This window comes from Mycolicibacterium sediminis, from assembly GCF_010731735.1.
In the GTDB taxonomy this organism is placed as follows: Bacteria; Actinomycetota; Actinomycetes; order Mycobacteriales; family Mycobacteriaceae; genus Mycobacterium; species Mycobacterium sediminis.
Genome location: NZ_AP022588.1, coordinates 3566986 through 3590508, shown reverse-complemented (window position 1 = coordinate 3590508; position 23523 = coordinate 3566986). Strand labels below are relative to the sequence as shown.

General features: G+C 69.6%; 24 protein-coding genes. 11 read left to right on the top strand and 13 right to left on the bottom strand.

From position 1 onward, the window contains the following. Positions 1–185: 185 nt before the first annotated feature. Complete coding sequence (locus G6N64_RS17110; RefSeq protein ID WP_163798116.1) at positions 186–1766, top strand: amino acid permease; 1581 nt, start codon at positions 186–188, stop codon at positions 1764–1766. Between the two features lie 7 nt (positions 1767–1773). Here G6N64_RS17110 and G6N64_RS17105 read toward each other — a convergent pair whose 3' ends face one another. Continuing rightward, a complete protein-coding gene (locus G6N64_RS17105) occupies positions 1774–2352 on the bottom strand; it encodes a TetR/AcrR family transcriptional regulator (RefSeq protein WP_163798115.1) in 579 nt (192 codons plus the stop codon). A 69-nt stretch (positions 2353–2421) separates the two neighbouring features. Here G6N64_RS17105 and G6N64_RS17100 point away from each other — a divergent pair, with 69 nt between their 5' ends. Then, on the top strand, positions 2422–2820 hold the full coding sequence (locus G6N64_RS17100) for a DUF6463 family protein (RefSeq protein WP_163798114.1): 399 nt from the start codon (positions 2422–2424) through the stop codon (positions 2818–2820). A gap of 4 nt (positions 2821–2824) precedes the next feature. Here the strand turns inward: G6N64_RS17100 and G6N64_RS17095 are convergent, their stop codons facing one another. From G6N64_RS17095 to map, 3 genes are all read right to left on the bottom strand, one after another. Next, complete coding sequence (locus tag G6N64_RS17095; protein ID WP_163798113.1) at positions 2825–3388, bottom strand: alpha/beta fold hydrolase; 564 nt, start codon at positions 3386–3388, stop codon at positions 2825–2827. A 73-nt stretch (positions 3389–3461) separates the two neighbouring features. Then, positions 3462–4130 carry a hypothetical protein gene (locus G6N64_RS17090; RefSeq protein ID WP_246230686.1) on the bottom strand — a complete coding sequence of 223 codons (669 nt, stop codon included), beginning with the start codon at positions 4128–4130 and terminating at the stop codon, positions 3462–3464. Between the two features lie 5 nt (positions 4131–4135). Further along, positions 4136–4996 carry a type I methionyl aminopeptidase gene (gene map / locus G6N64_RS17085; RefSeq protein ID WP_163798112.1) on the bottom strand — a complete coding sequence of 287 codons (861 nt, stop codon included), beginning with the start codon at positions 4994–4996 and terminating at the stop codon, positions 4136–4138. Between the two features lie 115 nt (positions 4997–5111). Here map and G6N64_RS17080 point away from each other — a divergent pair, with 115 nt between their 5' ends. Further along, the gene (locus G6N64_RS17080) at positions 5112–5465 is read left to right on the top strand and encodes a PaaI family thioesterase (protein ID WP_163801887.1); all 354 of its coding nucleotides are present in this window, start codon (positions 5112–5114) and stop codon (positions 5463–5465) included. Here the strand turns inward: G6N64_RS17080 and G6N64_RS17075 are convergent. The 6 genes from G6N64_RS17075 to dxr form a co-directional block, all read right to left on the bottom strand. Then, positions 5462–6046, bottom strand: a complete 585-nt coding sequence (locus tag G6N64_RS17075; RefSeq protein WP_163801886.1) for a DUF1707 SHOCT-like domain-containing protein — start codon at positions 6044–6046, stop codon at positions 5462–5464. The two genes, G6N64_RS17080 and G6N64_RS17075, sit on opposite strands and share 4 nt — an antisense overlap. 87 nt (positions 6047–6133) lie before the next feature. Further along, positions 6134–7951 (bottom strand): penicillin-binding transpeptidase domain-containing protein, encoded by a 1818-nt coding sequence (locus G6N64_RS17070; protein ID WP_163798111.1) that lies wholly within the window; start codon positions 7949–7951, stop codon positions 6134–6136. Positions 7952–8153: 202 nt separating this feature from the next. Further along, positions 8154–9008 (bottom strand): GNAT family N-acetyltransferase, encoded by an 855-nt coding sequence (locus G6N64_RS17065; RefSeq protein WP_163798110.1) that lies wholly within the window; start codon positions 9006–9008, stop codon positions 8154–8156. Positions 9009–9073: 65 nt separating this feature from the next. Next, positions 9074–10222: a flavodoxin-dependent (E)-4-hydroxy-3-methylbut-2-enyl-diphosphate synthase gene (gene ispG / locus G6N64_RS17060; RefSeq protein ID WP_163801885.1), complete on the bottom strand. Its 1149-nt coding sequence runs from the start codon at positions 10220–10222 to the stop codon at positions 9074–9076. A gap of 32 nt (positions 10223–10254) precedes the next feature. Further along, the gene (locus G6N64_RS17055; RefSeq protein ID WP_163798109.1) at positions 10255–11484 is read right to left on the bottom strand and encodes a M50 family metallopeptidase; all 1230 of its coding nucleotides are present in this window, start codon (positions 11482–11484) and stop codon (positions 10255–10257) included. Continuing rightward, positions 11481–12662, bottom strand: a complete 1182-nt coding sequence (gene dxr, locus G6N64_RS17050; protein ID WP_246230685.1) for a 1-deoxy-D-xylulose-5-phosphate reductoisomerase — start codon at positions 12660–12662, stop codon at positions 11481–11483. Before dxr ends, G6N64_RS17055 begins: the two co-directional genes overlap by 4 nt. 158 nt (positions 12663–12820) lie before the next feature. Here dxr and G6N64_RS17045 point away from each other — a divergent pair, with 158 nt between their 5' ends. The 4 genes from G6N64_RS17045 (at position 12821) to G6N64_RS17030 (ending at position 16027) form a co-directional block, all read left to right on the top strand. After that, on the top strand, positions 12821–13504 hold the full coding sequence (locus G6N64_RS17045) for a fasciclin domain-containing protein (RefSeq protein WP_163798107.1): 684 nt from the start codon (positions 12821–12823) through the stop codon (positions 13502–13504). 132 nt (positions 13505–13636) lie between these two features. Continuing rightward, positions 13637–14239: a fasciclin domain-containing protein gene (locus G6N64_RS17040; RefSeq protein WP_163798106.1), complete on the top strand. Its 603-nt coding sequence runs from the start codon at positions 13637–13639 to the stop codon at positions 14237–14239. A 140-nt stretch (positions 14240–14379) separates the two neighbouring features. Then, a complete protein-coding gene (locus G6N64_RS17035) occupies positions 14380–15699 on the top strand; it encodes a cryptochrome/photolyase family protein (protein WP_163798105.1) in 1320 nt (439 codons plus the stop codon). Positions 15700–15772: 73 nt separating this feature from the next. Next, positions 15773–16027 (top strand): DUF2631 domain-containing protein, encoded by a 255-nt coding sequence (locus G6N64_RS17030; protein WP_163798104.1) that lies wholly within the window; start codon positions 15773–15775, stop codon positions 16025–16027. 6 nt (positions 16028–16033) lie between these two features. Here G6N64_RS17030 and G6N64_RS17025 read toward each other — a convergent pair whose 3' ends face one another. Then, positions 16034–17455 carry a WS/DGAT/MGAT family O-acyltransferase gene (locus G6N64_RS17025; protein ID WP_163798103.1) on the bottom strand — a complete coding sequence of 474 codons (1422 nt, stop codon included), beginning with the start codon at positions 17453–17455 and terminating at the stop codon, positions 16034–16036. Between the two features lie 228 nt (positions 17456–17683). Between G6N64_RS17025 and G6N64_RS17020 the strand changes: the two genes are divergently transcribed. Then, on the top strand, positions 17684–18547 hold the full coding sequence (locus tag G6N64_RS17020) for an SMP-30/gluconolactonase/LRE family protein (protein ID WP_409370750.1): 864 nt from the start codon (positions 17684–17686) through the stop codon (positions 18545–18547). Positions 18548–18563: 16 nt separating this feature from the next. Here G6N64_RS17020 and G6N64_RS17015 read toward each other — a convergent pair whose 3' ends face one another. After that, positions 18564–19739: a CaiB/BaiF CoA transferase family protein gene (locus G6N64_RS17015; protein WP_163798102.1), complete on the bottom strand. Its 1176-nt coding sequence runs from the start codon at positions 19737–19739 to the stop codon at positions 18564–18566. A gap of 114 nt (positions 19740–19853) precedes the next feature. On the opposite strand from G6N64_RS17015, the gene G6N64_RS17010 reads away from it, so the two are divergent. Genes G6N64_RS17010 through G6N64_RS17000 form a run of 3 tightly spaced genes read left to right on the top strand, consistent with a single transcriptional unit; the run spans position 19854 to position 22350 of the window. Further along, positions 19854–20405: a TetR/AcrR family transcriptional regulator gene (locus G6N64_RS17010; RefSeq protein ID WP_163798101.1), complete on the top strand. Its 552-nt coding sequence runs from the start codon at positions 19854–19856 to the stop codon at positions 20403–20405. Between the two features lie 53 nt (positions 20406–20458). Further along, on the top strand, positions 20459–21943 hold the full coding sequence (locus G6N64_RS17005) for an aldehyde dehydrogenase family protein (RefSeq protein ID WP_163798100.1): 1485 nt from the start codon (positions 20459–20461) through the stop codon (positions 21941–21943). Beyond that, positions 21940–22350 (top strand): nuclear transport factor 2 family protein, encoded by a 411-nt coding sequence (locus tag G6N64_RS17000; protein WP_163798099.1) that lies wholly within the window; start codon positions 21940–21942, stop codon positions 22348–22350. Before G6N64_RS17005 ends, G6N64_RS17000 begins: the two co-directional genes overlap by 4 nt. A gap of 73 nt (positions 22351–22423) precedes the next feature. Here G6N64_RS17000 and rlmN read toward each other — a convergent pair whose 3' ends face one another. After that, a complete protein-coding gene (rlmN, locus tag G6N64_RS16995; protein ID WP_163798098.1) occupies positions 22424–23515 on the bottom strand; it encodes a dual-specificity RNA methyltransferase RlmN in 1092 nt (363 codons plus the stop codon). Positions 23516–23523 lie beyond the last annotated feature (8 nt).

The following is a 23523-nucleotide window of genomic DNA, read 5'->3' as shown; positions in this document are numbered from 1 at the left end:
CTCATCGGACGTGCCGGAAATTCAACCATTGGACCGCCGACGCTCCGGCGAATCTCCTCCAGATTTACACGACTGTCACCGCCAAAGGTAGGACAGCCGACCAATGCGGTCCTATTCTGCCTAGGCAGTGAGCCGCGTCAAGGACCGGCCCCGATGAGCTAGCGCTCTGGAGAAGGAGTACCACCGTGCCAGAGGGTCACGAATTACTGGACGACGACGAGAAGCACCTCGCGTCGCTGGGTTACACCCAGGAGCTGAACCGGTCCTGGTCGGGATTCAGCAACTTCGCCATCTCGTTCTCGATCATCTCGATCCTGGCGGGCTGCTTCACGTCCTTCGGCCTGGGCTGGAACAACGGCGGCCCCGCCGCCATCGCCTGGGGCTGGCCGATCGTCTCGATCTTCATCCTCATCATCGGGCTCTGCATGTCCGAGCTGGTGTCCGCGTTCCCGACGTCCGGCGGAATCTACTGGTGGGCAGCCAAACTGGGCGGGCCCAAGGCCGGCTTCTACACGGGCTGGCTCAACCTGATCGGCCTGATCGCGATCCTGGCGTCGGTGGCCTACGGCGCCGCGACGTTCCTCGACCTGACCCTCGGCACGTTCAGCGAGACGTGGCTGGCGGGCTACAGCCTGACGAGGACGTTCATCATCTTCGTCGTCATCCTGGCGCTGTCGGCGACGGTCAACATCTTCTCGTCGCACCTGCTGGCCGTCATCAACAACGTCTCGGTGTGGTGGCACGTCGCGGGCGCGTCGGCGGTCATCGGAATCCTGTGGCTGGTCCCCGAGCAGCACGCCAGCTTCGGCGACGTGTTCGCCAAGACCATCAACAACAGCGGCATGTTCGGCGGGGAGACCTCCGGCATCGGCTTCCTCCTGCTGGTGTTGCCGATCTCGGCGATCCTGACCCAGTACACGATCACCGGGTACGACGCCTCGGCGCACCTGTCCGAGGAGACCAAGAGTGCGGCCGACGGTGCGGCCAAGGGCATCTGGCGGTCGATCTTCTACTCCGCGATCGGTGGCTGGATCCTGCTGCTGACGTTCCTGTTCGCCGTCAACGACTCCGACGCGGTGTCCGCGGGTGGCGGCGCGGTGGCGGGCATCTTCGCTCAGGCGATGGACTCGCCGTGGGTCGGCGTCGTGCTGCTCATCTCGACGGCCGGCCAGCTGTTCTGCACCACGGCGTGCCAGACCAGCTCGTCTCGCATGCTCTTCGCGTTCAGCCGCGACCGTGCGGTGCCGGGCCACCAGCTGTGGTCCAAGGTCAGCAAGAACAAGATCCCGGCCAACGGCGTCATCGTGACGGCGGTGCTGGCCATGATCATCACGCTGCCCGCGCTCGTCGAGGTCGACATCAACGGCGCGCCCGTCCCGGTCGCGTTCTTCGCGGTGGTGTCCATCGGCGTGGTCGGCCTGTACCTCTGCTTCGCCGTGCCGATCTACCTGCGCTGGCGTGCCGGTGACGACTTCCCGGTCGGCAAGTGGAACCTGCGCGGGCACCATCGCTGGATGGCACCGGTCGCCGTGATCGAGATCGTCGTGACGTCGATCATCGCCATGTTCCCGACGTCGTCGGGCGGCGTGCCGTGGGGTGACGCGTTCGAGTGGAAGTTCGTCAACTACACCCCGTTGCTCGTCGGCGGCGTGCTGATCCTGCTCTACGTGTACTGGCACGCATCGGTGAAGAAGTGGTTCACCGGTCCGATCAAGCAGGTCGAGGTCACCGCGTCCGGCGAAGAGGTCGTCGTCGACGGGGCGTGAGCGACGGTCACCGGGTCAGTGCACCGAACAGAGTGTCGGCGAATGCACCGTGCGACAGCGACCGTCGCGACATCGGACCCGGTGCGCCGATCACGAGCTGATAGGCGCCCACGACGACGGTGATCGCGAGCGCCGCACGGCGCTGTGCCTCCGCCTCGTCGTGGCCCAGTTCCACCAGCAGGGCCGCCACGTAGTCGAGCCGACGGTCCACCACCCGTTCCACCGACTCCCGCACGCCCTCGCGCTCGGCCTCGAGGTACAGCATCAGCTCGCCCGGGGCCACGTCACCGTCGAAGCTGCGCGTCACGCGTGACACGAGGCGACGCAACTTGTCCGCAGCGTCCTCGCCACGCTCGGATTCGGCGATGATCGCCTCGGTGCTCTCTGCTTCCCAGGCCGCGATCGCCGTCTCCAGCAGCTCGCGCCGGTCGGCGAAGTGCCAGTAGAACGATCCCTTCGACACGCCCAACGTGCGGGCGATGGCCTCCACCCGCACCGCCGACGGCCCGCCCGCCCGCAGTGCGACCAGGGCCGCTGCCGCCCAGTCGGCACGGGTGACGGTGCCCGATGGGCCTTTCGTCGGCATGGCCCGTACGGTACCGTATGGTCCGAGTTCCATACGGTGGCGTATGGAGCCTAACTCGGAGGAGTTCCCATGGCAGTTCACCCATCCCGAGCATTGACGCGCATCGGCACGGCTGCCGTCGCCACGGGCATCGGGCACGATCTGCTGGGGGCGTGGCTCTACCGCCGCCAGCTGGCGGGGATTGCGCGCGACGGCCTCGTGGACGCGGTGGAGAACGCCGACCTCCCGGCGGCCGAGCGGCACCGGCGCGAGGTGGCGCTGTGGTTCCTGACGTCGGGCGCGGCGATCGGGACCGTGGGTGCTGCGCTTCGTGGTGCACGGGCGACCGACGGAGCGGTGGTGCCCATCGGTGCGGGGCTGACGGCGATGGGCGTCATCGGCGCGGCCGTGCTGCCCAGGTCTGGATTCTGGCTGTTGATCGGCCAGGGCGCCGCCGCGCTGTCGGTGGCCCGCCGCGCTCGGCGGTGAATCGCTACCAGGTACTGGTGCGCATCACGATCTCGGCGGCCAACTGCGCCGTGGACTCGTGGGCGTTACGCCGGCCGAGCAATTCCACCAGTCGGTAGTCGCCGTAGACGAAGCGCTGACTCGCCCGCGCCACGGCCTTCGCCGCCGGCGAACTGACGAGGGCGGTGACGTTGACCTCGACCGGCGGGCAGTCCGCATCGCGGACGATGCCGGCCTGATCGGTGACGCACGGGTGTCCCCTGTCGACGACCACCAGACCGATGAAGCGGTCCAGCCGCGTCGCCGCGAGTTCCCAGGCGAGTTCCCCGCCGATGCGGTCGCCGACGAGCAACGCCCAGCGGACGCCCAACGCGTCGAGGATGCTCACCACGACCTTGGCCGACAGCCGCGGATCGGGCGCGATGACGATGGTCTTGAGCGAGGCCGTGTGCAGGCGCTGACACACGCCCTCGTAGGCCGACGGGCCCTGATTGGCCGCGCCGAGCAGCACCACCACCGACCCCTGTTCGGGGCCGGAGACGTCGACGGTCGCGGCGAACCCGTCGACGGTGAGCACTGACGAAGGCATCAGCCAACGCTACAGGGATTGATCATGTGGGGGGCCGATTTCCCGGGCTCCGCACCGCTCTCGCACCCGACGGTCAGGCGCCTCCCAAGCGGTCGGTCTGGGTGACGGCGACGTCCATAAACGTCTGCGGCAATTCGGCTTTGACGCCGATCGTCGGGTTGGGCGTCGGGAACGCCACCGCGAAGACCGCCGACGCTCCGACGTTGCCGAACCAGAAGTAGACGCTGCTCTCGGCGCCACCCAGCCGCATCGTCTGGCGGTAGGCCAGCGCGTCGGGCCGCGGCGTGGGCAACGCGGTCGTCGTCATCGGTATGCCCGGCGACGTCGGGTCGAAGTACGCCTCGAAGGCGTCGCAGCGGTCCGCCTCCGCGGCGAGGCCGTCGAGATCGAGCGGCCAGGACAGCACCGTGACGAGGATGCGGGCCCCGTCGTAGGTCACCACGTATCGCACCGCGCTGCCCGGTCCGCGCTCGGCGGACGCGGCGATGACCTCGGTCAGTCCGTTGGCGCAACCGCGGGGCTCCGACAGCATCGCCGGTGGCCCACCGGGACCGTCGGACTCGGCGGGCGCGTCCTCCACGACGTCGTACCCGACGCCGGGCGGGAAGTCCGCCGCGCCCAGCACGCCCCGGTCGAGTCGCGCGCCCGGCCACGTCGCCGTCCCCTCGACGGCGGTCCCGCATCCGGCGAGCACCGCGACCGCGGCCACCAGTGCGAGCACGCGGATGCCTGGGCCGCCCACGGGTGTCAGTCCGCCAGCGTGAGGACGTCTGCGCCGTCGTCGGTGACCACGAGGGTGTGCTCGAACTGCGCGGTCCACTTCTTGTCGCGCGTCGCGACGGTCCAGCCGTCGTCCCAGATCTCGTAGTCCAGCGCGCCGAGATTGATCATCGGCTCGATGGTGAACGTCATTCCGGGCTCGAGGATCGTGTCGACCTCGGGCTGGTCGTAGTGCAGGACGACGAGCCCGTTGTGGAAGGTGGTGCCGATGCCGTGGCCGGTGAAGTCGCGAACGACGTTGTAGCCGAACCGATTCGCGTACGACTCGATGACGCGGCCGACGACGGACAGCGCCCGGCCGGGCTTGACCGCCTTGATGGCGCGCATCGTGGCCTCGTGGGTGCGTTCGACGAGGAGGCGGTGTTCCTCGGACACGTCGCCGGCGAGGAAGGTGGCATTGGTGTCACCGTGGACGCCGTCGATGAACGCGGTGACGTCGATGTTGACGATGTCGCCGTCCTCGACGACCGTCGAGTCGGGGATGCCGTGGCAGATGACCTCGTTGAGCGACGTGCAGCAGGACTTGGGGAAGCCCTTGTAGCCCAGCGTGGACGGGTACGCGCCGTGGTCGACCATGTACTCGTGCGCGATGCGGTCGAGTGCGTCCGTGGTGACGCCGGGTGCGACGGCGCGGCCCGCCTCGGCCAGCGCGTTGGCGGCGATGCGGCCGGCGACGCGCATCCGCTCGATCACGTCGGGTGACTGCACCCATGGCTCCGAGCCCTCGCGGACGGTCGACTTCCACGCGTATTCGGGACGGTCGATGGAGGCGGGGACGTGCAGCGTCGGGGACAACTCGCCGGAACGGAGGGCGGTGCGAACAGCCATTCGACCAGCCTAATCAGTCTGCTGACGGACGCCGACGCCAGCGGGTCACGAGCTGCGGTAATGGTGTTACCGTCGGGCGGTGAGTGATCAGGAACACCTGCTGCGGCGGCTGGGCATGCGCGACGTGGAGCAGTCCCTGGCGAAAGGTGCCGAGCGACTCGTCATCGAGATGGACAACCGGCCCGACCTCGTCAACGTGCGTGGCGCCATCCAGGGCGGGCTGGTCGCCACGCTCATCGACATCGCCGCGGGACGACTCGCGGGTGACGTCGCGGGCTGCGACGTCACGACCGCGGACATGAACGTGCACTTCCTCGCCCCGATCATCGACGGGCCGGCCAGGGCCGAGGCCACGGTCGTCCGGGCGGGGAGACGCCTGATCGTCACCGCGGTCGACGTGTTCGACGCCGGCCGCGACCGGCTCGCGGCGCGGGCCACGCTGACGTTCGCGGTGCTCGCGCCCCGTTAACCGCGGCGCAGGCGGCCGATCCCCGCACGGCGGGGGCCACGGATGTCGACCGATCCGCAGACGCTGCGCCCGGTGAGCACGACGTGTGGCCTGCCCTCGGCGGGCGCGTCCTTGCGGTGGTCGCGCGCGCTGCCGACGATGACCTCGAGATCGTCGATCGACGCGCTCGCGCCCTCGGGGAGCCGGATGTCCACCGAGCCGAACTTCATGTCGAGTTCGATGACGACGATGGGGCCGGCGAAGCGCGCCCGGGTGAGGTCGAGGTCGATCGACCCCATGCGGCGCACCAGCGCCAGCCGGGTTGGGACCACCCATTCGCCGTGGCGCTTCAGCGATCCCAGGACGCCGCGCAGTTCGACGCGGTCGGTGGCCGTGGTCACGATCGCCCCGGGGCCGGGAAGGTCGCCGACGAGTGCGGCGAGTTCGGACTGCAGCCGGGCGCGACCGACGGCCGCCGAACGCTCCTCGAACTCGTCGATGTCGATGAGGCCCAGCGCCACCGCGTTGTGGAGGCGGCGCAGCGTCCCGTTGCGGTCGGCGTCCGATATGCGTAGCCCGTCGGCGCCGACGGCCACCTGCATGTGCGCGGCGTCGCCATCCATCCCGTTCGCGTCCATCCCGTTCATCAGGACGTCAACGTTACCGCCGGGCGTCCGGTGCCGGTCGGCTCAGGCGAGGTAGTCGGGCGGCAAGCCGTTCAGCATGTCCCTGGTCATCCGCACGGCGTACTCCGAACTGCCGCCGCCCACGATGAGCGCCGCGAAGGCCAGGTCGCCCCGGTACCCGGCGAACCAGGCGTGTGAGCCGCCCTCGAACTCCGCCTCACCGGTCTTGCCCCGCACGTCGCCCACGCCGTTGAGGTCCTTCGCGGTGCCGTTGGTGACGACCAGTCGCATCATCGGGCGGAGCCCGTCGATCATCTTCGGCGAGATCGGTGCTCCCGCATCCTCGATCGCCGTGTTCCGGCCTTCGATGAGCTGCGGCACCGGCGTCTTGCCCGCGGCCACGGTGGCGGCGACGAGCGCCATGCCGAACGGGCTCACCAGCACCTTGCCCTGGCCGAAGCCGTCCTCGGTGCGCTCGGCGAGGTTCACGGTAGGAGGGACCGAACCGGTGACGGTCGTGATGCCGTCGACGACGTAGTCCGGACCGATGCCGTACTGGGCGGCGGCCGCGGTCAGCCCCCGCGGGGGCATCTTGCTGGCCAGTTCGGCGAACGTGGTGTTGCAGGAACTGGCGAAGGCCCGCGACAGCGGCACGGTGCCGAGGTCGAAACCCCCGTAGTTGGGCACCGTCCGGTGGCCGATGTCGAGCTGGCCGGGGCAGCCGAGAAGTGTGTTGGGCGTGGCCATGTCGCGGTCGATCGCGGCGCCGGCGGTGACGATCTTGAACGTGGACCCCGGCGGGTAGAGGCCCATGGTCGCGGTGGGACCGTCGGCGTCCGCGGCCGCGTTCTGCGCCACGCCGAGGATCTCCCCCGTCGACGGCTTGATGGCGACGATCATCGCCTTCCGGCCCACCATGTTCACCGCGTCCTGCGCAGCGTTTTGGACCGCTCGGTCCAGGCTGATCGTGATCGACGGGGCGGGCGCACCGGCGACCTCGTTGAGGACGTCGACCTCGGCGCCGTTCTGGTTGATGCTGACGATCCGCCAGCCGGCCTCGCCGTTCACCTGGTCGGTGACCGACTTCTTGACCTGGTCGATGATGGCCGGCGCGAACCGGTCGTCGGTCGCGATCAGGTCGGGCTGCGGCGTGACGACGACGCCGGGCCGGTTGCCGATCAACGCCTGCACGCGATCGTGGTCTGCCTGATTCAGGGTGACCAGGTTCAGCGGCCGGGTGGACGAACTGGCCGTCTCCGCGAGCCGCTGCGCGTCCATGGCGGGGTCGAACGGGCGCAGGGCGTCCGCGACGGCGGTGGCGGTGGCCATCAGGTCGCCGGCGGCTGCCCTGGCATCGAGGCCGTAGCCGTACCGGTAACCCGGGACGAGGACGTCGCTGCCGCCGTGCTCGTTGACCGACGCCCGTCGCGGCGGGTCGGACCGCAGGGCGAACATCTGGTGCTCGCCGAGGCTGGGGTGCAGGCCCGCGGCGCTCCACCGGACCTCCCAGCGGCCCTCGTCGCGGACCATGTTGAGTTGGCCGTCATAGGTCCACGTGCGGTCCTTGGGCAGGTGCCACGTGTAGCGGTAGGTGATGCTGCCGGTGTCCTCGGCGTAGCGGGAGCCGATCACCTGGGCGTCGAGTGCGGTCGCCTGCAACCCCTTCCACGCCTCGTTGAGCGCGGCGCGCGCGTCGGCGGGCTTGTCGGCGAGGTCGGCGGCCCGGGCGGTGTCGCCCGTCGCGAGTGCGGCGAAGAACGCCTCTGCGGTGGGCTCGGGGCCCTGCGGCTTGGGCGTGCACGCTCCGAGCGCGCTAGCGGCGAGGACGGTGACCGTCAGCAACGCGGCTGCCCGTGATACGAATGAGGTTAGCGATGCCATTGAGGCTGATGTTAAGAGTGTGACTCACGGTTTGGGCGGAGGCGCACCGGCGTCGTCGAGATCGGTCCGTGATCGGGTGTTGATCCGGGCGAGATCGCGCGGTCGTCCGCCGTGCGGCCCGCCGAGAGTGAATCCTGCGACGCCTCACCGGCGTGTCGCGTCGTCAGTTTCACACTCGAGCGGCCGGGCCGAGCCGAAGACCTCAGTCGAGCAGGACGGTCGCGAACGTGCCGACCTGAAGGAAGCCGATCCGGTCGTAAGTGGCGCGGGCCACGGCGTTGAATGCGTTGACGTACAGGCTCGCGATGCGGCCGCCGCGGACCACCGCACCGGCGAGGGTGGCCGTGCCGGCGGCGCCGATCCCGCGGCCGCGCCAGTCGGGGTGCACCCAGACGCCCTGGATCTGTCCGACGTCGGGTGATTGCGAGCCGACCTCGGCCTTGAACACCACCTCGCCGCGTTCGAACCGCGCCCATGCGCGTCCGGCGGCGATCAGCCCGGCGACACGCCTGCGGTAGCCGCGGCCGCCGTCGCCGAGCCGGGGGTCGATGCCGACCTCTCCGATGAACATGTCGATGGCGGCGACGAGGTAGGCGTCGAGTTCGTCCATCCGCACGGGTCGCACGTGCGCGTCGACCGCGCACTGCGGGTCGCGGTCGAGCGCCATGAGCGGCTGGTCGTCGCGGACGTCCCGCGCCGTTCCCCACGCGCCCTCGAGCCGTTCCCACATGGGCAGCACCAGCTCGGCGTGCCCCACCAGCGACGAGCACCGCCGCGGCGAACTCATGGCCTTGTCGGCGAAGGCGGTGACGTCGGATGCGCTGCCGCGCAACGGGATCAGGTTCGCGCCGGCGAAGCAGAGCGATTCCCCCGGCTCCCGGCGGGTCCAGAGTTCGCCGCCGATGGCCGTCGGATCCACCCCGTGGTCGGCGACGCGGGACGCCACCATGCAGGAACCCACCGGGTCGTCGGCGAACACCCGGCGCACCGCTGCGGCGTCGCGCACCACGGTGACGCGGCGCTCGTCGGCGAGGCGGAAGAGCGGAGGAGCCGACATGGTGCTTCTTTCGACGGACGTGCGACGTTCAGCGGCGTGCGGTGACCCGGCTCACAGGGTCCTCTTCAGCTTACGGTCACCACCGGCGAACCGCTGGCACTTGCCTCCGGACCCGAGCCGGTGTTCGATTCCTCGGCGATCCGCATGGCCTCCTCGATCAGCGTCTCGACGATCATCGACTCGGGCACGGTCTTGATCACCTCGCCGCGCACGAAGATCTGGCCCTTGCCGTTGCCGGACGCGACGCCGAGGTCGGCCTCGCGCGCCTCGCCGGGTCCATTGACGACGCAGCCCATGACCGCCACGCGGAGCGGGACGTCCATGCCCTCCAGGCCGGCGCTCACCTCGTTGGCGAGGGTGTAGACGTCGACCTGGGCGCGCCCGCAGGACGGGCACGACACGATCTCGAGACCGCGGGGGCGCAGGTTCAGCGACTCGAGGATCTGGTTGCCGACCTTGATCTCCTCGACCGGCGGCGCGGACAGCGAGACGCGGATCGTGTCGCCGATGCCCTTGGACAGCAGCGCACCGAACGCGACGGCCGACTTGATGGTGCCCTGGAAGGCGGGACCGGCCTCGGTGACGCCGAGGTGCAGCGGGTAGTCGCACTTCTCGGCGAGCATCTCGTAGGCGGCGACCATGATGACCGGGTCGTTGTGCTTGACGCTGATCTTGATGTCGCCGAAGCCGTGCTCCTCGAACAGCGACGCCTCCCACAGCGCCGACTCGACGAGCGCCTCCGGGGTCGCCTTGCCGTACTTCTTCATCAGCCGGGGGTCGAGCGAGCCGGCGTTGACGCCGATGCGGATGGGGATGCCCGCGGCTCCGGCCGCCTTGGCGACCTCCTTGACCCGGCCGTCGAACTCCTTGATGTTGCCGGGGTTGACGCGGACCGCCGCGCACCCCGCGTCGATCGCGGCGAAGATGTACTTCGGCTGGAAGTGGATGTCGGCGATCACCGGGATGTTCGCCTTCTTCGCGATGGCAGGCAGCGCATCGGCGTCCTCCTGCCGGGGGCAGGCCACCCGCACGATGTCGCAGCCCGACGCCGTCAGCTCGGCGATCTGCTGCAGCGTCGCGTTGATGTCGTGGGTCTTGGTGGTGCACATCGACTGCACGGCGATGGGGTGGTCGCTGCCGACGCCGACGTCGCCCACCATGAGCTGGCGGGTCTTGCGGCGCGGCGCGAGGGTGGGAGCCGGCGGTGCCGGCATGCCCAATCCGATGGACGTGGTCACGGCAGCTCCTACTGGAAGATCCTGATGGGGTTGACCAGGTCGGCGGTGACCGTCAACAGCATGTATGCGCCCACCACGACGAGGATGACGTAGGTGGCGGGCATCAACTTGAGGTAGTTGACCGGTCCGGCGGCCACCATCCCCCTCGCGCTGCGGAACATGTTCCGCAGCTTCTCGAACGTGGCGATCGCGATGTGGCCGCCGTCGAACGGCAGCAGCGGCAGCAGGTTGATCGCGCCGAGGACGAAGTTCAGCTGGGCCAGGAAGAACCAGAACATCACCCACACGCCGTGGTCGACGGTGTCCCCGCCGATGATGCTGGCGCCGACCACGCTGATCGGCGTCTCCTTGTCGCGCTCGCCGCCACCGATGGCGTCGAACAGCGCACCGATCTTGGTGGGGATCTTGGCGAGCGACTTGCCCAGCTCGACCGCGAGGTCGCCGGTGAACGCGAACGTCGCGGGCACCGCAGACAACGGGTTGTACTGCGTCGGCCCGAACGTCGCGGGAGCGATGCCGACGGCGCCGACCCGGGTGGGCTCGGCGGCGTCCTTGCTCGTGAACCGCTGCGTGGACGTGACGTCGACGGTGGTGGTGAACTCGCGCGCGGTGCCGTTCTCGTCGCGCTCGACGGTGAACGCAGTCGGGCCGTCGAGCTTGCGCACCGCGGCCACCAACTCGTCGAAGTTGGCGACGTCGGTGTCGCCGACCCTGGTGACGACGTCACCGGCCTGGATGCCCGCCAGCGCGGCAGGGCCGGGGCCCGCGCACTCGTCTACCCGATCCTTCGTGACCTGGCTTGCGACACAAGCGGTTTCGCCGACCATCGCATTGGTGGGCTGGTTCAGGTTGGGCAGGCCCCAGGCGATCGCGATGCCGTAGATGAGGACGAGCCCGATGATGAAGTTCATGCCGGGTCCGGCGAACAGGACGGCGACGCGCTTCCACACCTTCTGCCGGTACATCGCGTACCGGGTGTCCTCGGGCGCGAGTTCCTCGACGGCGGTCATGCCCGCGATGTCGCAGAAGCCGCCGAGCGGGACGGCCTTGATGCCGTACTCCGTCTGGCCCAGCCGGTTGGGCCGCATGGTCGACCAGACGGTGGGCCCGAAGCCGACGAAGTAGCGACGCACCTTCATGCCGGTCGCCCGCGCGGCCCACATGTGACCGCATTCGTGCAGGGCCACCGAGACGAGGATGGCCAGTGCGAACAGCACGATGCCCGTTGCGAACATCATCGGGTTCCCAAAACCTCCTGTGTGGTGCCGGCCTGGGCGCCGAGGGCGCGGCGTGCCCGGTCGCGGGCCCAGTCCTGTGCGTCGAGTACGTCGTCCACGGTAGCCGGTTCCGCGGCCCACTGACCTGCGGCGTGCAACACGTCACCGATGGTCCGCACGATCGCCGGGAAGCCGATCCGCCCGGCGAGGAAGGCGGCGGCGGCCTCCTCGTTCGCGGCGTTGTAGACCGCGGTGAGGCACCCGCCTCCGGTTCCCGCGTGCCGAGCCAGGTCGATCGCCGGGAACACGGCGTCGTCGACGGGCTCGAAGTGCCAGGTCGACGCGGTGCTCCAGTCGCAGGCGCTCGCCGCGCCGGGGACGCGGGCGGGCCAGCCCAGGGCCAGCGCGATGGGAAGTCTCATGTCGGGCGGGCTGGCCTGCGCGATGGTCGACCCGTCGCAGAACGTGACCATGGAGTGCACGATCGACTGCGGGTGGACGACGACGTCGATGCGGTCGTACGGGATGCCGAACAGGAGATTCGTCTCGATCAGTTCGAGGCCCTTGTTGACCAGCGACGCCGAGTTCAGCGTGTTCATGGGGCCCATCGCCCAGGTGGGGTGCGCGCCGGCCTGCTCGGGCGTGACGGACTCGAGGTCGTCGGCCGACCACCCGCGAAACGGTCCGCCCGACGCCGTCAGCACCAGGCGGGCGACCTCGTCGGCGGTGCCGCCGCGCAGACACTGCGCCAGCGCCGAGTGCTCCGAGTCGACCGGGACGATCTGCCCGGGCGCGGCGGCCTTCAACACCAGCGGACCGCCCGCGACCAGTGACTCCTTGTTGGCGAGTGCGAGACGCGCCCCCGACGCGAGGGCGGCCAGCGTCGGTCGTAGCCCCAGCGCGCCGACGAGCGCGTTGAGCACGACGTCGGCCTCGCAGTCCTCGACCAGCCGCGTCGCGGCGTCCGGCCCGACGTGGGTGACGTCGCCGATCCGCTCGGCCGCCGCGGGATCGGCGACGGCGACGTCGGTGACGCCGGTCTCGGCGCGCTGCCGGTCGAGCAGGTCGGCATTGCCGCCACCCGCGGCGAGGCCCACGACCTCGAAGCGGTCCGGGTTCGCGGCGATCACCTCCAGCGCCTGGGTGCCGATGGACCCGGTGCTACCCAGCACCAGCACGCGCAGACGGTCGGTGCTCACCCGTCCATTGTGCCGCGCCCGGACGACCGGCCGAAATGTGACGCGAATGTGACGCGCGGCGCCGTGACCCATCCGTGTCCCGCGTCACCCCGAATCCCACGCGTCAACGACCTTGGGCGGCGACACCGCCGTCCCAGACACATTGGAGTGCACACGACATGAACAGAGCTCATCGCAGGGCCGCCGCCGCCGCAGGCCTGAGCGCAGTGGCGGTCCTGACCGTCGCCGCGTGTTCGAGCGAGACCGCCACCGACGCTTCCAGCAGCGCGAGCAGCGTCTCCTCGAGCGTCGTCAGCAGCAGTTCCTCCTCGGCCGCTCCCTCGAGTTCCGCCATGGCCGATCCGGCCGCCGACCTGGTGGGCGCCAGCTGCGCCGCGTACGCCGAGCAGGTTCCCAGTGGTCCCGGCTCCGTTGCGGGCATGGCGATGGACCCGGTCGCGACCGCCGCCTCCAACAACCCGATGCTCAAGACCCTGACGTCGGCCGTGTCCGGCAAGCTGAACCCGGGCGTCAACCTGGTCGACACCCTCAACGGTGGTGAGTTCACGGTCCTCGCGCCGACCGACGACGCGTTCGCCAAGATCGACCCGGCCACCCTCGAGAAGCTGAAGACCGATGCACCGCTGCTGAGCAGCATCCTCACCTACCACGTCATCCCCGGTCAGCTGAGCCCCTCGCAGGTCGCGGGCAAGCACAAGACCGTCGAGGGTGGCGAGGTCACCGTGACCGGCGAGGGCGAAGCCCTCAAGTTCGACCAGTCCGGCCTGGTGTGCGGTGGCGTCAAGACCGCCAACGCGACCGTGTACATGGTCGACACCGTTCTGATGCCGCCTGCCAAGTAAGACCTCCGGGGTCCCCGTGACCCCGTGATCTCGCGGACGGCGCTCGGGTGCACCCATCCCCGTGCTCGCATCCGGGCGCCGTCCGTGACCCCCGCACCACACGCTCCACCCGTTCAACGAAAGGCTCCACCCATGAAGATCGGCACCAAGACCAAGCAGGCCCTCACCGGCGCATCGATCGCCGCGCTCGCCACGGCTGGACTCCTGACCTCGACGGGTGTCGCAGGCGCCGAGCCGCCTCCCGGCCCGTTCGGCACGGGCTGCGCCGGTTACGTCGAGACCGTGCCCAGCGGACCGGGTTCCGTGGCCGGCATGGCCAAGGACCCCGTCGCGACGGCCGCATCGAACAACCCGGTTCTGACCATGCTGACCAAGGCGGTCTCCGGCAAGCTCAACCCCGACGTCAACCTCGTCGACACCCTCAACGGCGGTGAGTTCACCGTGTTCGCCCCGACCGACGCGGCGTTCGCGAAGCTCCCGGCCGCCACGGTCGAGAAGCTCAAGACCGACGCCCCGCTGCTGACCAAGGTCCTGACCTACCACGTCGTTCCGGGACGCGTGACTCCCGCCGATCTCGACGGCATGAACAAGACCGTCGAGGGCCAGGACGTCGACGTCACCGGCGTCTACGACGCGCTGAAGGTCAACGACGCCAACCTCGTCTGCGGCAACGTGCAGACGGCGAACGCGAACGTCTACCTCATCGACACGGTTCTCATGCCGCCGATGATGTAACTAGCTCCCGCTCGACGCGAGGCGGTCCGGCCCATTGGCCGGGCCGCCTCGTGTCGTCTTGCGAGAAGTCGCCGGTGCGGGCGGCGTCGACGACCGCCGCCGGTGTTTCCCCAAAGCCGAATCGGGGCACGATCACTCCCATGCCCACGTTGCTGTGGTTCCGCCGGGACCTGCGCCTGCACGACCTGCCCGCGGCACTGGAGGCCGCCAAGGGCGACGGCGCCGACGGTGACGTCCTCGCCTGCTTCGTGATGGACCCGCGGCTGCACCAGTCCTCCGGCCAGCGGCGGCTGCGCTACCTCTACGACGCACTGACCGACCTCCGTGCCGTACTCGACGGCAGGCTGCTCGTCATCACCGGCCGCCCCGAGGACCGCATCCCCGACCTCGCGAACCGCATCGGTGCCACGTCGGTCCACGTCTCGGAGGACTTCACCCCGTTCGGCGTGCGGCGCGACACGGCGGTGCGCGAGGCGCTCGCCGCGATCGGAGACGGCATACCGCTGGAGGCGTCCGGATCGCCGTACCTCGTCTCCCCCGGACGGGTCACGAAGGACGACGGCACCCCCTACAAGGTCTTCAGCCCCTTCTTCACGGCCTGGAAGCAGCACGGCTGGCGCACACCCGCCAAGACAGGTCCGAAGACGGCGTCGTGGATCGATCCGTCGTCGGTCAAGGGCGTCACGAACGAGGAGATCCCGACGGTCGACGCCGAGATCGACATCCCCGCCGGCGAGACCGCGGCTCGCAAGGCGTGGAAGAAGTTCATCGCCGACCGCGTCGCCGGCTACGCCGACGACCGCAACCGCCCGGACGTCGACGGCATCAGCCGGATGTCGGCGCACCTCAAGTTCGGCGCCATCCATCCGCGCACCATGGCCGCCGACCTCGGCAGCGGCGAGGGCGCCCAGGCGTACCTGCGCGAGTTGGCGTTCCGCGACTTCTACGCGGGCGTCCTCAACGAGTGGCCGCACAGCGTGTGGTGGAACTGGAACAGGTCGTTCGACGCCATCGAGGTCGACGAGGGCCCCGAGGCCGAGAAGCGGTTCGAGACGTGGAAGGCGGGCCGCACCGGGTTCCCGATCGTCGACGCCGGGATGCGGCAGCTCTCCGAGAGCGGCTTCATGCACAACCGCGTGCGGATGATCACGGCGTCGTTCCTCGTCAAGGATCTGCACCTGCCGTGGCAGTGGGGTGCGCGCTGGTTCCTGGACCAGCTCGTCGACGGCGACATGGCCAACAACCAGCACGGGTGGCAGTGGACCGCGGGCTGCGGGACCGACGCCGCCCCCTTCTTCCGGGTCTTCAACCCCAATACTCAGGGCGACAAGTTCGATCCCGAGGGGGCGTACGTGCGGCAGTGGGTGCCCGAGTACGGCACCGACGACTACCCGGAGCCGATGGTCGACCACAAGGCGGAGCGACTCGAGGCGCTGCGTCGCTACGAACAGATCCGCTGACCGGCGAACCCAGCCGCTACGACGGCCCGTCGTATGTCAGAATCGAAGTCAACACCGACCATGAGGAGCAACCGTGGCCAACACCGAGGTCGAGCGGTACAACGGCGTCGACGTCGAGGACGTGCCGTCGGCGAACTGGGGCTGGTCCAAGGAGAACCCGCGGATCCAGCAGATCGGCGGCATCGTCGTCGGCCTGTTCCTGCTCGCCATGCTGCACGGCAACCACACCGGCAAGGTCGAGGACATCTTCCTGATCTTCTTCGCCGTCGTCGTGTTCGGCGTCGTCATCCGCTACCAGTGGCTGCGCAAGCGCGGCTTCTCCCGCTAGCAATCGTCAGACCGCGGGCAGCACCGCCTCGAGCGGCGTCAGCCCGCCCGTGATGCCCGCCGCCTTCCGCAGTTCGGTGAACGACCGCACCATCGCATCGGTGACCTCGTGCGGGTCGTCGGTCGTCAGGTCGTCGGTCAGCACCGAGACGTTGAGCTGGTCGACGTAGCTCCAGACGGTGACGTTCATGCCGCTGCCCAGGACCAGTGGACCCACCGAGTAGATCTCGGTGATGGTCGCGCCCTCGATCGATCCCCGCTCCCGCGGTCCCGGCACGTTCGACACGGTGAGGTTCATGATGGCGCTCGACTCCATCCGCTTCGACTGCCAGCGGAACGCTTCCGGCGCGACCGCCGGTGGCAGGTAGTTCATCCACGACGGGAGAAGGCTCGGCCCCAGCAGCTGATGGTTCTCCTTCGCGATCCGCGTGGCCGTCGCCGTCAACCGCACCCGCTCGATCGGGTCGGCGACGTGCACGGCCAGCGACGGCGTCATGTAGCTGAACTCGTTGCCCACCAGACGATCCGGCCGGCCGTAGCTGACCGGCACCCCGGCGATCAACGGGACGTCGGCGGTGCCGTCGTAGCGCAGCAGGAGTTCACGCAGCGCGCCGGCGACCGTCGCGAGCACCACGTCGTTGATGGTGACGCCGAGCGCCTTCGCGACCTCCTTGACGTCGCTCAGCGCGAGCGGGGCGGTGGCGAAGCGGCGCACCGGTGACACCACGTGATTGATGAAGCACGGTGGCGGGGCGAAGTTCGCCGCGAGTTCGGGGTGCCTGCCCCGTTCGCGGGCCCGGCGACGGACGCGGGAGACGCCCCTGCCGGTCTCGACGACCAGACCCGGCAGTCGTCCGATCTGGCGCGCGTGGTCGCGGCCCGCGGCCCTGACCAGACCCGCCCACGTGCGTTCGGCGTCGGCGGTCTGAATCGGTGGCGTCGCCAGTGCGGGTGGGTCCGGCTGGATGGCCCAGGCCATCTGGTTCGCCGATGCGACGCCGTCGGCGAGGACGTGGTGCACCTTGTGGATGATCGCAATCCTGTTGTACGCCAGGCCCTCCGCGACGTACATCTCCCACAGCGGCCGGGTCCGGTCGAGCGGGGTGCTGGCGATCTCACCGATCAGCTCGTCGAGTTCACGCCTGCCGCCCGGTGCGGCCACGCGGGCGCTACGCAGGTGGTAGTCGAAGTCGATGTCGACGTTCTCGGTCCACATCGGGTGGTGCAGGCGCAGTGGGATGTCGACGAGTTGGTAGCGCAGCGGCGCCATCGCCTGCAGTCGCGCCTCGGCGATGCGGCGGAACACCTCGAAGCTGAACGCCCCGGCCATCCCCGACACGTCGACGATGCCGATCTTCAGGGTGTGCATGTGGATCTCGGGGGCTTCGCTGTACAGCAGCAGCGCGTCCACACCGTTGAGCCGCCGCACCCGATCTCCCACCGTCGTCGTCCGGTGTCTGTGTACCTCATTTCGCGCGACTTTTCTCGCGACCTTCCCGGCGAGCGTTCCGCAAGCGGCTCCAGGGTCTGCGGGCGACGCGCCGGTCACACCCCTGAGTTCGCGCACGGTCGCCGCGGGACCGCCTCCGCGACGGATGCCACCGGTGTTGACAGTGCCATCGACCGCACGTGACACTCGAGGGGTGTTTTGTAAAGTATCGCAGCCGCGGGCCACCCGGTGAACCCCGTTCGCCTCGGCGGCGGGTTCCGCTTCGGCGAGGGCCCACGCTGGTTCGAGGGCATGCTGTGGTTCTCCGACGTGCTGGGCGAGGCAGTCCACACCGTCGACCTCACCGGCGCCATGACGACGCTGCCGCTGCCCGGCCGGGCGCCGTCCGGCCTCGGTTTCCGACCCGACGGCACCCTGCTCATCGTCTCGACGCGGGACCGTCAGGTGCTGCGCTACGACGGCGACGACGTCACGCCCGTGGCCGACCTCTCCGGGCTGGTGCCCGCCGACCTGGGCGACATGGTGATCGACGAGCGAGGGCGGGCCTACGTGGGATCGCAGGCGCGCGAGGGCGGCGTGATCGTCCGCGTCGACCTCGACGACACCGCCACCGTGGTCGCCGACCGGCTGGACCTGCCCAACGGCATGGCCATCACCCCGGACGGCCACACGCTGATCGTCGCGGAGTCCACCGGGAGGCGCCTGACCGCGTTCACCGTCGACGACGACGGAGGGCTCTCCGACCGGCGCGTCTTCGCCGACGGCCTCGAGGGTCCGCCGGACGGCCTGACCGTCGACGCCGAGGGCGGCCTGTGGGTGGCGATGACGGTGGCCCAGCGATTCGACCGCATCGTGGACGCCGGCGGCGGGCGGCACGAGGTCACCGACCGCATCGACGTCGCCGGTCGTACGGCGATCGCCTGCACGCTGGGCGGATCGGAGGGCCGGACGCTGTTCCTGCTGTCGTGCATCGACGCCCGCCCCGAGCGGCTGGCCGGCTCGAAGGACTCCCGCGTCGACGCGCTGCTGGTCGACGTGCCCGCGCCCGGCGCCCTCCACCACCACCACTGAGGCGTGCGGCCCTGACTCAGAGCCGACCGCGGCGGCGGGCCAGTTCCGCCCGGATCTCGTCGGTGTGCTGGCCGAGAGTCGGTGCGCCCGAACGCGGTTCCCACGGGGTGCCGTGGAAGTCCACGGGCGTCGCCACCATCGGTTGGCTGCCGCCGTCCCCGTCGGGAACGTAGACGATGCCGCCCGCGGCGTGGAACTGGTCGTCGGCCAGGACGTCGTCGAGCGAGTTCACGGGGGACCAGAAGAAGTCGGGTTCACCCGCGAAGACCTCAGCCCACGCGTCGAGTGGTCGGGTGGCGAAGACGGCGTCGAGTACGGCGATCAGCTCGACCGCGTTGGCGGCGCGCGCCCTGGCGGTGGCGTACCGGTCGTCGTCGAGCCAGTCGGTCCGTCCCACCGCGCGGCACAGCGCGGGCCAGTGCCGGTCGCCCTGCAGCCCCACGATCCAGAACCGCCGCCCGTCGGCGGTGGCGTAGTTGTTCATGCACGGGTTGCCCATCGTCTCGCGCCGGCCGATCGCGATCTGCTGACCCGTCAACAGCAGCGTGTTGAGGTCGAAGCTCACCGTGTACGCGCCCTGGCGGTACAGCGACGTCGTGACGAGCTGTCCCTCCCCCGTCTTCTGCCGGGCGACGAGCGCGGCACAGATCGCCGCCGCCAGCGTCATGCCCGCCGAATGGTCACCCATGCCGCCGCGCTGGAACGGCGGGACGTCACCGGGCCGGGTCAGCAGGTCGGCGATCCCCGAACGGGCCCAGAAGGCGGCGACGTCGTAGGCCGCGCGGTCGGCGTCGGGCCCCTCGGCGCCGTATCCGGTGATCAGCCCGTAGACCAGTCGTGGGTTGCGCTCGGCGAGCGTGCCGAAGTCGAAGCCGAGGCGCGCCAGTGCGCCGGGACGCACGTTGGTCACGAAGACGTCGGCGTCCGCCAGCAATTCCATCGCGACCTGCCTGCCGTCGTCGCTGCCGAGGTCGGCGACGATGCTGCGCTTGGATCGGTTGTCCATCTCGAACGGCGGGTTGACGCCGGACTCGATCTGCAGCATCCGACCGAACGTGCGGGCGGGATCACCCTGCGGTGGCTCGATCTTGACGACGTCGGCACCCCAGTCGGCGAGGATGCCGCCCGCCGCTGGTGCTGCCACCCACACGCCGAGTTCGACGACCCTGATGCCGTCGAGCGGTCCGGACACGTCTGCCCTCCCTCCGGTTCGCCATCACACCGTTCGGCCACCGTCGTGACCTCGGGATACCTTACGATCACCAGTGCGTCCGTAAACGTCCCGACGCTGAAAGCGAGTGCGCAGATGACCGCCGAGCGGGCCACCCCTGACTTCGGCGACGACACGTCGACGCGTCGGCGCATCCTGTCTGCCACCACCGAGGTGCTCGCCCGCAGCGGCCAGACCAAACTCAGCCTCTCCGACGTCGCCATGCAGGCCGGGGTCTCGCGGCCGACGCTGTACCGCTGGTTCGCGTCGAAGGAGGAACTGCTCGACGCGTTCGGGGCCTACGAACAGCACATGTTCGACTCGGGCCTCAGCACGGCGACCGCCGGACTGCGCGGCAACGAGAAGCTGGACGCCGCCCTGCGCTTCATCGTGCAGTTCCAGCAGTCCTACTCCGGCGTGCGGGTCATCGACATCGAGCCCGAGGTGGTGATCGCCCAGCTGACGCGCGTGATCCCGGTGATGAGAACCCGCCTCGAACGCCTGCTGCAGGGCCCCAACCGCAGCGTCAAGGCGGCGACGGCCACCCGGGTCGCCGTGTCGCACTACATCGTTCGCGCCGACGACGACGACGCGTTCCTGGCCCAGCTCAGGCATGCGGTCGGGATCAAGGCCCCGGCACGAGACTGACGGGCTCGCCGAAACCCCTGACACTTCGTCGACTATTTGTAAAGCTAGCCGTCATGACGACAGTGCAGAGTGAATCCGGGATCCTGGCCGGCGACGAGCGCATGCTCATCGACGGCGAGCTGCAGCATACCGGCGGCGGCGCGACCTTCGACGTCATCCACCCCGCCAGCGAACAGGTCGTCGGCCAGGCCACCGACGGCACCGTCGAGGACGTGTCGCGGGCCGTCGCGGCAGCCCGTCGGGCGTTCGACGAGACCGACTGGTCGCGCGACCTCGACTTCCGCCACCACTGCCTCGTGCAGCTGCACGACGCGTTCGAGCGCAACAAGGAGCGACTGCGCCGCATCCTGATCACCGAGGTCGGCTGCCCGGTGACGGTCAGCGGATCGCAGATCGAGAGCCCCATCGAGGAGGTCACCCACTGGGCCGAGCACGGTCGGGCGTTCGAGTACCTCGTCGACACCGGCGTGCACCCCACCCAGATGGGTCCGGCGCGACGCAAGATCCACTACGAGGCGATCGGCGTCGTCGGCGCGATCACGCCGTGGAACGTGCCGTTCTACCTCAACGTCGCCGAGACGGTGCCCGCGCTGATGGCGGGAAACACGGTCGTGCTCAAGCCCGCTCAGCTCACGCCGTGGTCGGGCACCGAGTACGGCCGCATCGTCGCCGAGGAGACCGACATCCCCGCCGGCGTCTTCAACGTCGTGGTGTCCAATGCCAACGAGGTCGGGGCCGCGCTGTCGGGAGACCCGAGGGTCGACATGATCACCTTCACCGGGTCGACCGCCACGGGCCGGGCCATCCTGGCCGCGGGTGCACCCACCGTCAAGAAGACACTGCTGGAACTGGGGGGCAAGTCGGCGCACGTCGTGCTCGACGACGCCGACTTCGGCTCGGCTCTGCCGATGGCGGCGATGATGGCATGCGTGATGTCGGGCCAGTCGTGCATCCTTCCGAGCCGAATTCTGTTGCCGCGCAGCAGGTACGACGAGGGCGTCGAGATCCTCAAGAGCAGCATGGAGAACTTCCCGTACGGCGATCCATGGGATCCGGGGAACATGCAGGGCCCGCAGATCAGCGACGGCCAACGCAAGAAGGTGCTCGGGCTGATCCGCTCCGGCATCGACTCCGGCGCCCGGCTGGTCACCGGCGGCGGCATCCCCGAGCACCTGCCGACCGGCTACTACGTGCAGCCGACCCTGCTCGCCGACGTCGACCCGGACTCCCAGGTCGCGCAGGAGGAGATCTTCGGGCCGGTTCTGACGGTGACCCCCTACGACACGGACGACGAGGCCGTCGCCATCGCCAACAACTCGATCTACGGCCTGTCCGGCGAGGTGTCGGGCGGCGACGTCGACCGGGCGTTCGACGTCGCGACCCGCATGCGCACCGGCAACGTCACCATCAACGGCAAGAGCCACTTCGGCATCACCAGCCCGTTCGGCGGCACCAAGCAGAGCGGCCTGGGTCGGCGCAACGGCGACGAGGGTTACCGGGAGTACCTGGAGGCCAAGACGATCGGCATGCCGGAGTGACGTCAGACCATGCCGAGATCACCGCACTGCTCTACCGGTATGCGCGCGCCGTAGACACCAAGGACTGGGACCTCTACCGGTCGGTGTTCACCGCCGACGCCCACATCGACTACTCGTCGGCGGGTGCGGTGGTCGGAACCCTCGACGAGGTGGTCGCGTGGTTCGCGTCGAACGTCGGACTGCTCCCGTGGAGCATGCACTACGTGACGAACGTCGAAGCCGACGTCCTCGGCGATACGGCAACCGTCAGGGCGATGTTCTTCAACCCGATGCAGCTGCCCGGGATGACCGAGACATCCTCGTGCGGCGGGTATTACCACCACGAGATGGTGCGGACGTCGGACGGCTGGCGTAGTCGGCGGCTTCGCGAGGAGAACGTCTGGTTCGTCAACGGTCCGGGCCGCTGACGCGCGAGATTGAAGCAGCCGTCACGAAGTGCGAGTGGCGAGCACGGTGGCGTCAATCTCGCGAGATCAACCCCTAACCCTCCGCGGCGAGTTGCCCGCAGGCGGCGGCGATCTCGCGGCCACGGGTGTCGCGCACCGTGCACGACACCCCGCGCTCGCGGATCCGCCGGACGAACTCGCGCTCCTGGGGCTTGGGGCTGGCGTCCCACTCGCTGCCCGGGGTCGGGTTCAGCGGGATCAGGTTGACGTGCGCGAGCGGTCCGAGCGTGGCGCGCAGCTTCTTGCCCAGCAGGTCGGCCCGCCACGACTGGTCGTTGACGTCGCGGATCAGCGCGTACTCGATGGACACGCGACGCCCGGTGACGTCGGCGTAGTACTTCGCGGCGTCGAGCGCCTCGCCGACCTTCCACCGATTGTTCACCGGCACCAGGGTGTCGCGCAGTTCGTCGTCGGGTGCGTGCAACGACAGCGCCAGCGTCACGCCCAGCTGCTCGTCGGCGAGCTTGCGGATCGCGGGCGCGAGCCCCACCGTCGACAAGGTCACCGAGCGGGCGGAGATGCCGAACCCGTACGGCGCCGGCGCGATGATGCGCTTGACGGCGGCCAGCACGCGGTTGTAGTTGGCCAGCGGTTCGCCCATCCCCATGAACACGATGTTCGACAGCCGGCCGTCGTGTTCGTCGCGCATCGTCGCCGCCGCCGAGCGGACCTGCTCGAGGATCTCGGCCGTCGACAGGTTGCGCGTCAGCCCGGCCTGCCCCGTTGCACAGAACGGGCACGCCATGCCGCAGCCCGCCTGCGAGGAGATGCACAGGGTGCTGCGCTGCGGATAGCGCATCAGCACGGACTCGAGCGTTGCGTTGTCGCCCGCGCGCCACAACGTCTTTCGCGTCTCACCGGCGTCGCACTGGACCGCGCGCACCACCTTCAGCAGGTCCGGGAACAGCGCGTCGGCCACCTGCGTGCGCACCGCGGCAGGCAGGTCGGTCATCTCGTGAGGATCGGCGATGAGGCGCCCGAAGTACTGGTTGGACAGCTGCTTGGCGCGGAACGCCGGCAGGCCCAGCTCGGTGACGGCGGCGGTGTGGCCGTCGGCGTCGAGGTCGGCGAAGTGCCGCGGGGGCATCCCCCGGCGCGGTGCTTCGAAGACGAGGTCCTGTGTCATGTCTCTTC